This window comes from Photobacterium ganghwense (genome assembly GCF_003025595.1).
GTDB lineage: Bacteria > Pseudomonadota > Gammaproteobacteria > Enterobacterales > Vibrionaceae > Photobacterium > Photobacterium ganghwense.
The window spans coordinates 863,803-879,099 of record NZ_PYMI01000002.1 but is presented as its reverse complement, the minus strand read 5'-3'; the positions used below and the strand labels follow the sequence as shown (position 1 = coordinate 879,099).

Below are 15,297 nucleotides of genomic sequence, written 5' to 3'. Positions count from 1 at the left end.
ACGTAGAAATACGTGTTTGAGGAAGCGCTTGACGGTCATGCCCATCCCCATAGGTTACTGGCAGTCAGTGGCTGCAGACCCACGTTCCACAAGCAACTCGGCAGTCAGCCAGAATAAAGGCATTAACCACGGTGGTAGTTTTGTGGCACAAATGGCATTTTTTCTACAACCATCGCCAGCTTCTTACCACGAACTTCGGCAAACACTTCGGTACCCAGTGCAGCCAGATCAGACTGAACATAGCCCATTGCCACAGGTGCCCCTTTAGTTGGGCCGAATGTACCACTGGTAACAATACCGATTTCGTTATCATTGGCATCGAACAGTTTGCTGCCTTCACGAACAGGCGCTTTGCTCAGACCAATAAGACCAACGCGTTTACGGGCAACATCTTTCGTCGCAATTTGCTCAAGAATAATATCCGCGCCAGGGAAACCACCGGCACGCTCACCGTCTGCACGGCGTGGTTTGCTGATACCCCACAGCAGGCTGGCTTCAACCGGCGTTGTAGTTGTATCGATGTCATGACCGTACAGGCACAGACCACATTCCAGACGCAAAGAATCACGCGCGCCCAGACCAATCCATTCCACTTCTTCATAGCCCAGCAGTTCACGAGCCAGCGCTTCAGACTTATCAGCAGGCACGGAGATTTCGTAACCGTCTTCACCGGTGTAACCAGAACGGCTGATCAAACACTCCACACCCATCAGATCAAGCGTGATCGCATCCATAAAGATCATATCTTTAACGGCAGGGTTAAGACGAGCAAGAACTTCAGCAGCTTTCGGGCCTTGTAAAGCCAGCAACGCACGATCTTCGATCAGCTCTAGGGTCACATCTTCCGGCAGGTTCGCTTTCAGGTGCGCGATGTCCTGCTCTTTACAGGCCGCGTTAACCACAACAAACAGGTGATCGCCAAAGTTAGTGACCATCAGATCGTCAAGAATCCCGCCCTGCTCGTTCGTGAAAAAGGCATAACGCTGCTTACCAGTCGGCAGATCGATAATATCGACAGGTACCAGTGCTTCGAGAGCTTTGGCCGCATTTTCACCGTGTAAACGCAATTGGCCCATGTGAGAAACATCGAAAAGACCGGCAGATTCACGGCAGTGGATATGTTCTTTACGCACACCCAGCGCGTATTGCACTGGCATATCGTAACCTGCGAAAGGAACCATTTTCGCGCCCATTTCGATGTGTAGTGCGTGCAGAGGTGTTACCTGTAACTCTTGAGACATACTTTTATACTCCATACACCGCTGATATCGCGGCGATCTTCCTTATCAGATGTTTCAACTGTGTTAACTATAGTTTCTTATAGTAAACAAAGTTTCCAACCTTTCAAACCGTGCTTCATCACAGTTTGAGTGAATTCCATCAGCAGGGATTTTTACCCTGTCGTAACAAAAACACGTTCGTGACCGGTTTGCCTCAAATCACGTCATTCACGCAAACATTAACAAACCAACCATTTTATTAACCCAATTTGCACCCGTGATCCGCTCCTGGTCAGCGGACAATATACAAACGACACAATGTACGCATTCACATACATGACTTGAAAACAGGCTGCGGTTAACAGCTGTGCTAACAGTCAATCAATCGGAAAAATTAAGACGCCGTCACCCATAAAATATGGGCGTCCTCTTCACTGACCGAAACCAGCATATGACCCATATTGGCGTCGTAGTAAACCGAGTCCCCTTCTGCCAGATTGACCGGTTCATAAAATTCCGAAAAAAACGTAATCTCACCACCCAGCACCAGCAGGAACTCTTCACCGTCATGACGAATCCAACCAGAATAATCCTCAAATGCCCGAGCCCGTACCCGTGACTTAAAAGGCATCATCTTTTTATTCGTCAGCTGTGTAGCCAGGAGTTCATGTTCATAGGTCGTCGTCGGATGCGGCTTTCCTTGTTCGTTACGGGTAATGTCGCGACGCCCTGTTGCGGTAATTTGCTTAGGAGGAGCAAAAAGCTGAGGAATATCAATGTCTAAACCAGTTGCCAGCTTTTGCATCGCCTGGAAGGTCGGTGATATTTGTTCATTTTCAATCTTTGACAGCGTTGAGCGAGCTAGACCTGTACGCTTACTGGCCTCTTCCAGTGTCAAACCCAGTGTCATGCGAATTTCTTTTAATCGCTTGCCTAACTGTAACGGCTCAATATGTTCCGTTTTATCTGATTCCTGCTCTTTGACTACTGTCATGGACGGGTATACATCCACCCGTTGTTCCTCGTTCATACCATCCTTCCTTGGTTACTGCAGTCATTTCATTCTGGCATAGCCAATCGGAAACTCAAAAGCCGTCGCAGGGTAAAAATATGACCTGTGCGGCATTATTGAGAATTTGTTTCCTAAAGGAAACCTGACCATTTTTTGTCGCATTTTCCTTGCCTGAAATAGCATACAACCGCAAAGCCACTCCCTGAGCAAACCACTTCCAAATTCGGACTACATTTGTATAAATCACTTGCTATGCAAGGGGTAAGCAACATTTGTAACGTTTTAAAAACACCCTGACCAGCACACAATATTGTGAAAAAGTTAGCGCTATTGTAGAAATTCAGGTGACAAAAGGCAAACGTTTGCGTAAGATTGCCGCCATTAAAGTACATCGTATTCCACTATTGGAAATTTTTGTTTAATCGGCTATCTATAATGAAGTATGTTACGCAGTTGTAAGATCTCGGGGCCACACTCAACCGATACGGTCTACCCGGTACAGGCAACCCGCGGCAAACATTATCCATAACGAACAACACGCTTTGGCTCGGAACAAGGAACCTCCCTTACAAGAGCGCGATTAGAGGATAACGTGAAATGAAAGCTTCATATCAAAACCACGATTTAGAGATGTTTTTCTCCACCAACCTGGCACAGGTTGATGGTGCCGTGAATGCCGGGATTGCCGCAGAGCTTGACCGTCAGAACCAGCAAATCGAGCTGATTGCTTCTGAGAACATCGTCTCTAAAGCGGTAATGCAAGCCCAGGGTAGCTGCCTGACTAACAAATATGCAGAAGGCTATGCCGGACGCCGTTACTACGGTGGTTGTGAGCACGTTGACGAAGTCGAGCGCATCGCGATTGCCCGCGCCAAACAACTTTTCCAATGCGAATACGTAAACGTACAGCCACACTCAGGCGCACAGGCAAACGGCGCAGTAATGCTGGCACTGCTGCAGCCGGGTGACACGATTCTGGGTATGTCACTGGATGCCGGTGGCCACCTGACTCACGGTGCACGCCCTGCACTTTCCGGTAAGTGGTTTAACGCTGTTCAGTACGGTGTGGATAAAGATACCTGCGAAATCAACTATGAACAGGTTCGAGAGCTGGCACTGGAAAGCCAGCCTAAGCTGATTATTGCCGGTGGTTCAGCCATTCCTCGTCAAATCGACTTTGCTAAGTTCCGTGCGATTGCAGATGAAGTCGGTGCTTACCTGATGGTCGACATGGCACACATTGCCGGTTTAATTGCAGCAGGTGAGCACCCAAGTCCGATTCCCCATGCTCACGTCGTAACTACGACGACACACAAGACACTGCGTGGTCCGCGTGGCGGGATGATTCTGACGAATCACGAAGAAATTAATAAGAAAATCAACTCTGCGGTTTTCCCTGGCCTGCAAGGCGGTCCGTTGATGCATGTCATCGCGGGTAAGGCCGTCGCACTGGGTGAAGCGCTAGAGCCGGAATTCAAGCTTTATATCAAGAATGTGATCAGCAACGCGAAAGTCTTGGCCGAAGTGCTGCAAGCTCGCGGGTGCGATATCGTGACCGGCGGTACAGACACGCACCTGATGCTGGTAGACCTGCGTCCTAAAGGTCTAAAAGGCAATCAGGTTGAAGAAGCGCTGGAGCGCGCCGGTATCACTTGTAACAAGAACGGAATCCCGTTTGATCCTGAAAAACCGATGGTGACATCAGGTATCCGCTTGGGTACGCCTGCGGGTACAAGCCGTGGCTTTGGTCAGGATGAGTTCAAACAAATCGGTGAATGGATCGGTGATGTTCTGGACGGTCTGGCAGCAAACCCGGAAGACAACAGTGCGGTAGAGCAGCAAGTGAAGCAACAGGTACAGAAACTGTGCAGCCGCTTCCCGCTTTACCACTAAGTATAAAGAAACGGAATAACAACACCGGCTGGCTACCGGCCGGGAAAACTAACAATATCTGCGGAAAGATTGCGCAAGGAGTTATACATGGAAAATACACTGAAGTTCACTGAAAGCCACGAGTGGGTACGCGACAACGGTGACGGCACTATCACTATGGGTATCTCTGACCACGCTCAAGGTCTACTTGGTGATGTTGTATTTGTTGATCTGCCAGAAGTTGGTGACACAACGGAAGCCGGCGAATCTTTCTCACTGGTTGAGTCTGTAAAAGCGGCGTCTGACATCTATGCACCGGTTTCAGGTGAAATCGTTGAAATCAACGAAAACCTGGAAGACAGCCCAGAGCTGGTTAACGAAGAACCTTATGAAGGCGGCTGGATTGCTAAAATCAAGATCTCTGACGTTGCAGAGCTTGAAAAACTGATCGACGGTGAAAAATACCTAGCCACTATCGACGAAGATTAATTGAGTCACCGGCTTTTAGGCTTAGCCTGAAAGCCGGTCTTCCATCTACACAACTCAATTTTTCGATGACCCGTCTGATGCATGATGCTCACAAGCATCAGATAGTAACTGTTCAGGAAAGAACCATGACCGACATGACTCTTCTAAATGCACTGAGTGACGACAAGGAATTTGTAGCTCGTCACAATGGCCCGGATTCAGCACAACAAAAACACATGCTGGAAACCATTGGCGTCGCTAGTCTCGAGCAGCTGATTGCTGAAACTGTACCGGCTGCTATTCGTCTGCCAGAGCCAATGAAGCTAGACGCTCCACTGAGCGAAGCAGATTTGCTGTCATCGCTGAAAGCTATTGCCAGCAAAAATATCATCAATCGCAGTTATATCGGTCAGGGTTACTACAACACCTACACCCCTAACGTAATCCTGCGCAACGTGCTGGAAAATCCAGGCTGGTATACCGCTTACACACCATACCAACCTGAGATCTCACAAGGTCGTCTGGAATCACTGCTGAACTACCAGCAGATGGTGATGGATCTGACGGGCATGGAACTGGCCAACGCTTCCCTGCTTGATGAAGCAACCGCAGCGGCAGAAGCCATGACCCTGTGTCAGCGCGCCAGCAAGAACAAGAGCAAAGCGTTCTTCGTTTCTAACGATCTACATCCGCAAACTGTTGATGTTGTTCGTACCCGTGCCGGTTACATCGGCATTGAAATCATTTCCGGCAGCATTGACGAGCTGGATAACCACGATGTCTTTGGTGCACTGGTTCAATACCCAGGCACAACAGGTAACATCGTTGACCTGACAGAAATCATCGAAAAAGCGCACGCGAAGAAAACACTGGTTGCTGTTGCTTCCGACCTGCTGGCACTGACCCTGCTGAAATCGCCGGGCGAAATGGGTGCAGACGTTGTCATCGGTTCTGCCCAGCGCTTTGGTGTACCAATGGGCTTTGGTGGTCCACACGCTGGTTTCATGGCAACTAAAGATGCTCACAAACGTACAATGCCAGGCCGCGTTATCGGTGTCTCTAAAGATGCGCGTGATAACCAGGCACTGCGTATGGCAATGCAGACGCGTGAACAGCACATCCGTCGCGAAAAAGCGACCTCTAACATTTGTACTGCGCAGGCACTGCTGGCCAACATGGCTGCTTTCTACGCGCTGTACCACGGTCCGGAAGGGCTGCGTAAGATCAGCCGCCGTGTCCACCACCTGACAGCAATTCTGGCTGCGGGTCTGCGTAATACCGGTATCGAACTGGCAAACGACACCTTCTTCGATACTCTGACTCTGAACACTGGCAAGAAAACAAACGAATTCTACAAGAAAGCGTTGGATGCGGGCATCAACCTGCGTAAGTACGATACGCAACTGGGTATCAGCCTGGATGAAACAACCAAAGTTGAGCACGTTGAGGAACTGCTGGCTCTGTTTGGTGGTGACAACCTGAAAGCATCCATGTTCACAGCTGATATCGCGAGCGATGAGTTTGCCGCGATTCCTGAAAGCTGTCGCCGCAGCAGCGCATACCTGACGCACACTGTGTTCAACAAGTACCACAGTGAAACGCGCATGATGCGTTACATGAAGAAGCTGGAAAACAAAGACTACTCACTGACCCACGGTATGATCCCACTGGGCAGCTGCACCATGAAACTGAACGCGGCCGCTGAGATGATTCCAATTACCTGGCCTGAGTTTGGTGCGCTTCACCCGTTTGCTCCTGCAGAGCAAACCAAAGGCTACGCAGAACTGACCGACAAGCTGTCTGAAATGCTGTGTTCAGTGACTGGCTACGATGCATTCTCACTGCAGCCTAACTCTGGTGCTCAGGGTGAATATGCCGGTCTGGTTGCGATTCAGCGCTACCACGAAGCGAACGGCGAAGGCCACCGCAACGTCTGTCTGATCCCAAGCTCAGCGCACGGTACTAACCCTGCTTCAGCTGCCATGGTATCAATGAAGGTCGTTGTTGTTGGTTGTGATGCAAACGGCAACATCGACGTTGAAGATCTGAAAGCGAAGATTGAGAAGCACCGTGATAACCTGTCGTGCATCATGATCACCTACCCTTCCACTCACGGTGTCTACGAAGAGACCGTACAGGAAGTTTGTGAACTGGTACACGCAGCTGGCGGCCAGGTTTACCTGGACGGCGCGAACATGAACGCACAGGTTGGTCTGACTAACCCAGGTTTCATCGGCTCTGACGTTTCTCACCTGAACCTGCACAAAACGTTCTGTATCCCACACGGTGGCGGCGGTCCGGGCATGGGTCCAATTGGTGTGAAATCTCACCTGGCACCATTCCTGCCTGGCCACGTTGAGAAATCAGAAAGCGACAAGCCTCAGTACGCGGTTTCTGCTGCAAACTTTGGTTCAGCGTCGATTCTGCCAATTTCTTATGCTTACATCGCGATGATGGGCGAAGAAGGTCTGTCGAAAGCAACAAGCCTGGCAATCCTGAACGCGAACTACGTGATGGAACGTTTGCGCCCACACTACCCAGTACTCTACCGCGGTACTCACGGTCGTATTGCGCACGAGTGTATTATTGACATCCGTCCAATCAAAGAAGCGTCAGGTATCTCTGAAGAAGATGTTGCCAAGCGCCTGATGGACTACGGTTTCCACGCGCCAACCATGTCATTCCCGGTTGCCGGCACCCTGATGATTGAGCCGACTGAATCGGAAGACCTGACTGAGCTGGATCGTTTCTGTGATGCCATGATCTCAATCCGTCACGAAATTGCCCGTGTTCAGGATGGTGAGTGGGATCTGAAAGATAACCCACTGGTTAATGCACCTCACACTCAGGCTGACATTATGGATCCAGAGTGGAACCGCAGCTACAGCCGCGAACTGGGTTGCTACCCATCAGCACACACGAAAGAGTCGAAGTACTGGCCAACCGTTAACCGTGTTGACAACGTGTACGGCGACCGTAATCTGGTGTGTTCTTGCCCAAGCATCGAGAACTACATCGAAGATTAATAGATACTTTTTCTGATATACCAGAAAAACATAAAGGCGAACCTCAGGGTTCGCCTTTTTACTTTCTTCGGCAGCAAATTCTTAGACGGCCTGGCGTCAACATGCAGAATTCGGGATCAAAAAAGCGAACCGTTAGATTCGCTTGATCAATGACTTTACTACCCCAACGGGTTAACACGTGGTCACTATAAGGGTTGATACCAGCTTCTAATGCCTACATGTTGCCACTTATTGAAGGTTTAACGCTGTTGTCTACCGAGGTTCAGGCCTGAACACGGTACATGGCACAAAGCTTATTACCGTCCGGATCACGGAGGTAAGCCAGATAAATTGCGCCAAATGGGGTATCACGCACGCCTGGTGGCTCTTCAATAGACATGCCGCCATTCTCGACACCGGCAGCATGCCAGTTGTCTACGGCTTCCTGCGTCTTGGCATAGAAACCAATGGTGCTACCATTCGCTGACGTTGCTGGCTGGCCATCAATCGGGCGAGTAATGGCAAAGAAACCTTTGTCATTCGAATACACATAACGCTCATCGCCGACACTGACTCCTGAACGGTAGCCCAATGCGCCAAAAATAGCGTCGTAAAAGTGCTTTGATTTTTCCAGGTCATTGCTACCAACAAAAACGTGGCTGAACATGACGCTCTCCTGTTTCACTAGATTAATAATATTTTCACCTTATTACAGTTCTTACATGCTTAACGCTTGCTTAATAAGGCTGTCTTTAAGACGGGTGAATAATAACGCTAAATCAGTGAAAAGTTTATGATCGTCTTATCAATATATCATTTTCAACACAGCTATCATTTCCGCGTTGTTCAGTGCTTAACCGTTCATTACAGAATAAATAATAAAAAGCCAGTATGAAATCATACTGGCTATATGATGAAAATACGTATTTATAATTACTTTTTACGGCTTTTACGTTGTTTTTCGACAGTGTTTTCAGCGGCTTTCTCCTGTTTTGCTTTACGTTTTTCTTTTAAACTTAACTGCGGTTTTTTCAAATCTTTTTTACTCATTTTAACTCCTTACCAAAATGGTCTTGCTAAAAAGCTTATACAAGTTCTTAAATGGTTTTTTTCGGCATGACGGTAGTAACTTCAAACCGATGCACTCTGCCCCACACATAGATCTCAAACTGATCGCTTTGCGAAAGCCCGAGTAACATTCCTCCTAAGTACGAATACGATGATATCAAACCATGTTCCGGTTCACTGTGTTGTGATGAAACCAGGATGACATGAGAGTATTCGTTAGTGACTAAGTTTAAAAAACTGATTCTGTCACCAACCGCGATTTTTCTTCGGCAAGGTGACAGCTTATTTTTTTCATGTTTTTCCAGAAGATGTTGTAAAAACAGAGGGGACTGATAAGTCACCACATCACTGGTTAAAATAAAACGTTGCAATAATGCAGCAACAAGCTGAATTATTTTAAGCACTATTTCCTCTTAATTATCCATAAACTACTATTTAGTACCTTACGAAAATATCAACTTTATTTTTATCTGTTATAAATCGTATTTAATGCTTTGACTCTATCAAACAAAAAAGATAAATCAACTAGAGATAAAGCCCATTAAGTAGCAAGGACTTTAAATAAACATAAAGCAGCGCTAACAACTATTTAAATAAATCATTGTGAGATTAAAGTTCAACATCATTAACAAATTTAGACGAAAAAATGATTGTAACCAATTGCTTCATAATATTAAAAATGTACTAAAATATAATTCGTCTAATAGATTTTATATTCAAATTTCGTCATAAAATCAGATAAACAATACTAAAACATCAATTATAAAAATTAATATTAAGATATCGGCAAAATTAATGAATTTTATTTTCAACGGATGTTGGTCCACAAAAAAGCATCTCTGACAACTAAACATCATGCGTCAAAAACTGTGTAGTCATAGATAAAAAGAAAATTTGTCCTCCCTTAATCAACAGATACTGCGCGCAAAAATGGAAAAAATAAGCGTGCATGAGATAAATGAGTGTAGAAATAGTTTAAACAATCAGAAAAACAGGGAGTGGTGTCACTCCCTGTTTATTTTGTCGCAGCCAACGGATACGAACCAAACAGATCAGCACTGGCACTAAGCTCTTTTATACGCAAAAGTACCGGTGCGAGAAGATGGCTATCAGGTGTGAGGAGACTGAGGTAGAAATTTTTTTGTCATTCCCTCGCTTCGGGGAGCGGTTAGCCGATACCCCAGTTTTTCATAGAATGAGGGTTCGTCAGCAATCATCGAAACATACGAGCCTTCCAGCACTGTGCGCTGTAAATAACGGTCGATATGATGCATTACTTGTTTGCCAAGCCCCTGCCCCTGATATGCAGGGTCAACCGCGACATCGACAATTTCAAAATTGCATGCGCCGTCCCCAACGACACGCCCCATTCCTACCAGTTTGGTGTTATCACGAATACACACCATGTACAGTGAGTTGGGTAGCCCAATTTTTGCCGCTTCCAGGGATTTGGCTGACAGCCCGGCTGTCACCCTAAGCGCCACGTATTCTTCCGTTGCCGAAAGTGTTTCTGTAATTTCAAGATTCATGTTTCCACCGAATCAACCTTGGTTCAAACCAAAATTTCTGTTGTCACTTCCGTTTTCACGGAATTAGCAATAAAGCAGTTTTCGTGTGAAATATGATGGAGTTTTTCCAGTTGCTCAACCGTTGGCTGACGTTCCCCGGAAAATGTGATTTTGGGTCGTAAAGTCACTTTCGAGACAAAGGTCCGACCGTTTTCATCATCTTCCATGATACCAACAGCATTATCGACATAAGACTCGACCACATAATTCCGCTTGGCAGCAATCGATAAGAACACCAGCATATGGCAGCTTGATAATGCAGCCACCAACGCTTCTTCGGGATCCACATTGGCTTCCACAGAGTAAGGTAGCGGTACAACATGGGGAGAGGATGACGCAGGCACGGTGACACCGCCATCAAACGACCAGGTATGGCCGCGACTGTATTTATTGTCGCTGAAGGCTTCATCCTTGCCGCGTGTCCATTTCACTTCCGCCGTATATTCTGCCATCCTGGCTCTCCGTTAATGCGTTGATTGTTCGTTTATCCTGAGATAACGAGCAGAGACACGAAATCACAGGTCTAAGGCCCGCTAACCCTATCATAATTTTCAGATTTTACTCAACAGAAACAAAAAAGGCACACCATGAGGGCGTGCCTTTACATTTATTTAAACAAGCGCTTTAACTTTACGCGCCGAAGAATTTGCCGATGAAGTTACTGATGTTGGTCGCACTGGCAGCGCCCATGACCAATACAATCGCACTTCCCATCAGAGTCAGCCACATTGGGTGACGGTAATCGCCAACGATATCTTTACGTTTCGTTGCTACCAGTACTGTCGCCAACACAATCGGCAGAATAAGACTGTTCACCAGGCCCGCCAGCATTAACAGCAAAATCGGCATGTTCATGAACACCGTGCCTAGGCTGGTTACCAGAATAAAACCGACACACCAGGCTTTCTCATTACGGGCAATGGCCGGAAACAGGGTTTTCACCAATGAGATAGCCATGTAAGAGTTACCCACCACAGAGGTGATAGAGGCAACAAAGAGCACCAGACCGAAAATGAAATAACCCACCTCGCCAGCTCCGTGACGGAATGCATCAGCAGCCGGATTTTTCGCGTCCAGAGTAACGCCGGTTACCAGCACACCAAGAATCGCCATGAACAGCAGAATACGAATGACCACGGCGATGGAAATACCCGCCCATGCAGCACGTTTAATGTCTGCTACATTGGCTTCGCCTTTCAGGCCGATATCAACCAGACGTTGTGCCCCCGTGTAATAACCGCCCACAGCGCCACCAACAATGGTCAGTGTCGGCAGCAACAGGTTACCGTAATCAGAAGGGGCTACCGCAGCAATTGCTGTTGGCATCAGCGGCGGCAGACTGGTCATCGCAACATAAGCAATCAGCACAATCATGAATAACCCAAGGTAACGAGCCATTTGATCCATTCGTTTTGACGCATTATGGATAACAAACAGCAGGCTACCGATAATACCGGTAAACAGCGCTCCCCATCCGGTATCCACTCCCGTCAGTACCTGAATACCCAGAGCCGAGCCGCTGACATTACCAAAGTTAAAGGCAACGGCACCCAAAGCCAACAGGATACCAATCGGGTAACCCAGCCCCGGCGCGACGCGGTTGGCGATGTCCTGAATCCGCAGGCCGGATACGCCGACAATGCGCCACAGGTTCATGACAATACCAAAAGTGATGAACATGGAAGCAAACACAGGAAATGCCATGTCAATCTGATACATGTTGGTAAACACGGCAGTTTGCGTCAGGAATCCCGGCCCCACAGAGGTGGTTGCCATGAGAAACGCTACGCTGAGAATGGCTTTGGTCTGCCAGCTGGTTGACTGATTGACTGACTGGGCTGAAGATTCAACCGATGGTGTGACTGATGACATGATTCTGATCCTTTTTGTGTCTCCCTCTTTTAGAAAAAAAGAAAGACAACTGACAGAATCAGTTGTGCAATAAAGGTGGTCTGCTGACCGACTTTGTTTTTCGGAGCCGGATGATATCGATTACGCAAACGGTTGTCCAGTCTTAATGATAAATTTATTCATTTTTGTCAGACAAAAATGTTCATGCGTATTGTCCCTGTATCCCGGCCGCACCAAAACGCAGATTGGAGAGCCCTGTTTGAGCTTTGGAGGTATAACTTTGGAGGTGTGGCTGAGGTATAGCTTCGAGAGATGGCTTAAAAGTATGGCTCTCTTAACCAAATCATTTAACGTCTTTAGCAAGCTCCAATCCATGCTGAGCTAAAGCAGCCAATAAGCTCTGAAATGCTTCTTCCTCACTCCGATGGCTGGTGTCGATATGAATGACCTCTCCTGACCAGGGATGGTATTCCCGGTTCTGAATTTGCTCCCAATCCGGTAAGGAGAGATTATCGATCCAATGAATACGCTCACCAACCCGTTGTTCCACTCGGCGACGATGTTCGCCCTTGTCGGAACAGCAAATTTCGATATCGACAAAGGATATTCGGGCTTCGTCCTCTTCCCCATCAGCCATTCGTGCACCGAAAGCGACTTGCATATCGATTTCCGTTTCGATTTCAGGCGATGTACTGTCTTTAGGAGCCGATGTTGCCCAAAAGATCCGTTCTTCATCGGCATCAAGCGCTACCTGCTGCCACTCTTTTCGAGTCAACCAGATAGGATTGCAGGAATCGGCAACAACCGAATTCCCGAGCAACAGGTTGTCTCTGGCAATACGGTAACTGAGCCGATACCCTTCACCTTCGACCTGAATATGACAAAGGTCACGTAACCCTTGCTCAATAGTATCTATCCTCAAATAGGTAGCCTGACAATGCTGAGCCAACATCTTAGCAAGCGTCGTTTTGCCTGTCGCAGGCAACCCCGAGAATATAAACAGAATGGGAGCACGCAAAGAATCTGTCCTATATGGAGTGAATTACCGCTATTCCTTCGGACTTTGCAAACCGGCACGCTCGACAATCTCAGTGTCAAAACCGTCGATACTCTGCTGATTTTTTTTAACCCAGTAATCCTTGATACCGGCTTCACCGGTTCGTTCAAACCAGTTGTTTAATTCCTGCCGATCGCCCTGATAGTCGTAATAAGGCACAGACATTCCGCAAGACGATTGTACTTTTTCAATGTCCAGCACATACACTTGCCGCGCGGCGACACTGGGCGGGAACAAATCCAACAAACTCGACCAGGCACCGTCGCTGGCATGGACTACCCGCGCCTGCCCGTAAGCCCTCAAAATCAAAGGCTCTCCTTCAAAAGCACAGAACATGATGGTCATGCGGGGGTTACGCAGCACATGCGCAGCCGATTCATTGCCACTTCCGGTATGGTTGAGCCAGGCGATAGTATTTTCATCAAGTACACGCAGCGAATCTCCGCCTTTGGGCGAAATATTTACAGTACCAGTTTCTGCCGCCGTCCCGACAAAAAATATTTTCTGCTGTTCAATGAAATCAATCTGTTTGTCTGTCAGTTCTGAATAAAGTTTTCCCATACAGTGCTTCCTTAACGTCCTTTCGATTCGACTCGCATGCCAAGAGTGGATTTTATGCTTTTCACAGAGGGCAACCACATACGCTGGAAAACACTCACGCTCTCCCTTAAGTGATGTATTTAGTTTATCAACATGCTGCATGCCTTTCGTAAACATTCCATCAATCTCAGCAGCAAACACTCAAAATAAGAGTGATGTCTCATTCTTATGCGCCATATAAAATAAAAGCGAACCCTGGGGTTCGCTTTTGCAGACTCTGACAATTGTTTAGTCACGCCGACCAAGTCACCGATTACTTGGTCACCATTTTACTGATCTGTTTTGCTTTTTCTTCCGGATCAATATCTTCTGACGGCGGAGTGTTAATGCCTTTAATACACGCCGGACGCTCAGCCAATTCGTTCATCCAGCGTTGAAGGTGATCCAACCCTTCAATGTCAATCCCGCTCCAGTCATAGATTCGAACCCATGGCCAGGTCGCCATATCCGCAATGGTATAGTCCTCCCCGGCAAGATAGCGATGCTTAGCCAGCTGTCCGTTCATCACTTCAAACAAACGCCGGCCTTCCTTCTGGTATCGGTCGATAGCTGGCTGAATTTTTTCTGGAAAGTAGCGATAAAAGACATTCGCCTGACCCATCATAGGGCCTACACCTCCCATCTGAAACATCAGCCACTGAATAACCTGAGAGCGTGCTTTTTCGTCTTTAGGCAGAAACTTACCGGTTTTCTCGGCGAGGTACAGCAAAATAGCCCCAGACTCAAACACAACAAAATCGTCATTGCTTTTGTCGATAATCGCCGGAATACGGCCATTGGGATTGATGGCAATAAAGGCAGGCTCTTTTTGCACATTTGTCGACAAATCCAGAGCATGCACAGTATAGTCGAGCCCCATTTCTTCCAGTGCGATAGAAATTTTGTGCCCGTTCGGCGTTGCCGCTGTATAAAGTTCAATCATATCAGTACCTGTTACTGAAACGCGGGACGTGCTGCTACCGTTTCAAACCAGCGGGCAATATTTGGGTATTGCTCGAGCACGCTAAACGCCAATCCGTTGATTGCGAAGTTCACAAAAATAAAGGCCGTAATATCAACAATTGTGAAGCGGTCAGAAACCACATAAGGACTTTCTGCCAATTGCTTATCCAGTAGCGGTAAAAAGGCACCAACACGCTCTTTGGATTCCTGCCCCCACTCGGCAACACAGTTTTCCCGGTCACTGTAAATAGCAGTGATGTTCCTAAACGCCTGAAAAGCAGCGTAAAGCCCCTGAAACTCAACAACTCTGTGCCACATCTCTACCTTGGCTTTTTCCACAGCCGTACGGCCAAAAAGCGCCAGGTCATTCTCCACCGCTTCATCAAAATACCGGCAGATTGCCACACTCTCACAAATTGTTGTTCCGTCATCCAATTCCAGCAACGGTACTTTGCCATTCACGCTTTTGGAGCTGAACGCAGGCTGCAGGTTATCCCCTTCTCTGACATTCAACGCGATTCGGTCCACCTCAACCCCAAGTTCTTTCAAAAAAATTGAGACACGCTTACAGCTCGGTGTCATGGCCGTTTCATAAATCTTCATTTGCTGGTCCTTATGCTTTTTCTAACCGATC

General features: G+C 47.4%; 14 protein-coding genes. 3 read left to right on the top strand and 11 right to left on the bottom strand.

Annotation, left to right across the window (positions count from 1 at the left end):
• Positions 1-122: 122 nt before the first annotated feature.
• Both gcvT and C9I92_RS09770 read right to left on the bottom strand, forming a co-directional pair.
• Positions 123-1,241 (bottom strand): glycine cleavage system aminomethyltransferase GcvT, encoded by a 1,119-nt coding sequence (gene gcvT / locus C9I92_RS09775; RefSeq protein ID WP_047884837.1) that lies wholly within the window; start codon positions 1,239-1,241, stop codon positions 123-125.
• Positions 1,242-1,614: 373 nt separating this feature from the next.
• Entirely contained in the window at positions 1,615-2,250 is a 636-nt protein-coding gene (locus C9I92_RS09770; RefSeq protein WP_047884490.1) for a helix-turn-helix domain-containing protein, read from the bottom strand.
• A gap of 579 nt (positions 2,251-2,829) precedes the next feature.
• Between C9I92_RS09770 and C9I92_RS09765 the strand changes: the two genes are divergently transcribed.
• The 3 genes from C9I92_RS09765 (at position 2,830) to gcvP (ending at position 7,598) form a co-directional block, all read left to right on the top strand.
• Entirely contained in the window at positions 2,830-4,125 is a 1,296-nt protein-coding gene (locus C9I92_RS09765) for a serine hydroxymethyltransferase (RefSeq protein ID WP_047884491.1), read from the top strand.
• Between the two features lie 87 nt (positions 4,126-4,212).
• Positions 4,213-4,593, top strand: a complete 381-nt coding sequence (gene gcvH / locus C9I92_RS09760) for a glycine cleavage system protein GcvH (RefSeq protein ID WP_047884492.1) — start codon at positions 4,213-4,215, stop codon at positions 4,591-4,593.
• Between the two features lie 125 nt (positions 4,594-4,718).
• The gene (gene gcvP, locus C9I92_RS09755) at positions 4,719-7,598 is read left to right on the top strand and encodes an aminomethyl-transferring glycine dehydrogenase (RefSeq protein ID WP_047884493.1); all 2,880 of its coding nucleotides are present in this window, start codon (positions 4,719-4,721) and stop codon (positions 7,596-7,598) included.
• A 262-nt stretch (positions 7,599-7,860) separates the two neighbouring features.
• Here the strand turns inward: gcvP and C9I92_RS09750 are convergent, their stop codons facing one another.
• From C9I92_RS09750 to C9I92_RS09710, 9 genes are all read right to left on the bottom strand, one after another.
• On the bottom strand, positions 7,861-8,244 hold the full coding sequence (locus C9I92_RS09750) for a VOC family protein (RefSeq protein ID WP_047884494.1): 384 nt from the start codon (positions 8,242-8,244) through the stop codon (positions 7,861-7,863).
• 430 nt (positions 8,245-8,674) lie between these two features.
• Positions 8,675-9,049: a GreA/GreB family elongation factor gene (locus tag C9I92_RS09745; RefSeq protein ID WP_047884495.1), complete on the bottom strand. Its 375-nt coding sequence runs from the start codon at positions 9,047-9,049 to the stop codon at positions 8,675-8,677.
• 705 nt (positions 9,050-9,754) lie between these two features.
• Entirely contained in the window at positions 9,755-10,174 is a 420-nt protein-coding gene (locus C9I92_RS09740) for a GNAT family N-acetyltransferase (protein ID WP_047884496.1), read from the bottom strand.
• A gap of 23 nt (positions 10,175-10,197) precedes the next feature.
• Positions 10,198-10,665 (bottom strand): OsmC family protein, encoded by a 468-nt coding sequence (locus C9I92_RS09735; RefSeq protein ID WP_047884497.1) that lies wholly within the window; start codon positions 10,663-10,665, stop codon positions 10,198-10,200.
• Positions 10,666-10,843: 178 nt separating this feature from the next.
• Positions 10,844-12,085 carry an NRAMP family divalent metal transporter gene (locus tag C9I92_RS09730; protein WP_047884498.1) on the bottom strand — a complete coding sequence of 414 codons (1,242 nt, stop codon included), beginning with the start codon at positions 12,083-12,085 and terminating at the stop codon, positions 10,844-10,846.
• 322 nt (positions 12,086-12,407) lie between these two features.
• Complete coding sequence (locus tag C9I92_RS25875; RefSeq protein ID WP_047884499.1) at positions 12,408-13,082, bottom strand: P-loop nucleotide/nucleoside kinase family protein; 675 nt, start codon at positions 13,080-13,082, stop codon at positions 12,408-12,410.
• A 30-nt stretch (positions 13,083-13,112) separates the two neighbouring features.
• The gene (locus C9I92_RS09720; RefSeq protein ID WP_047884500.1) at positions 13,113-13,682 is read right to left on the bottom strand and encodes a pyridoxamine 5'-phosphate oxidase family protein; all 570 of its coding nucleotides are present in this window, start codon (positions 13,680-13,682) and stop codon (positions 13,113-13,115) included.
• Positions 13,683-13,974: 292 nt separating this feature from the next.
• Positions 13,975-14,643: a glutathione S-transferase family protein gene (locus C9I92_RS09715; protein WP_047884501.1), complete on the bottom strand. Its 669-nt coding sequence runs from the start codon at positions 14,641-14,643 to the stop codon at positions 13,975-13,977.
• A gap of 11 nt (positions 14,644-14,654) precedes the next feature.
• Positions 14,655-15,266: a glutathione S-transferase gene (locus C9I92_RS09710; protein ID WP_047884502.1), complete on the bottom strand. Its 612-nt coding sequence runs from the start codon at positions 15,264-15,266 to the stop codon at positions 14,655-14,657.
• Positions 15,267-15,297: the final 31 nt, after the last annotated feature.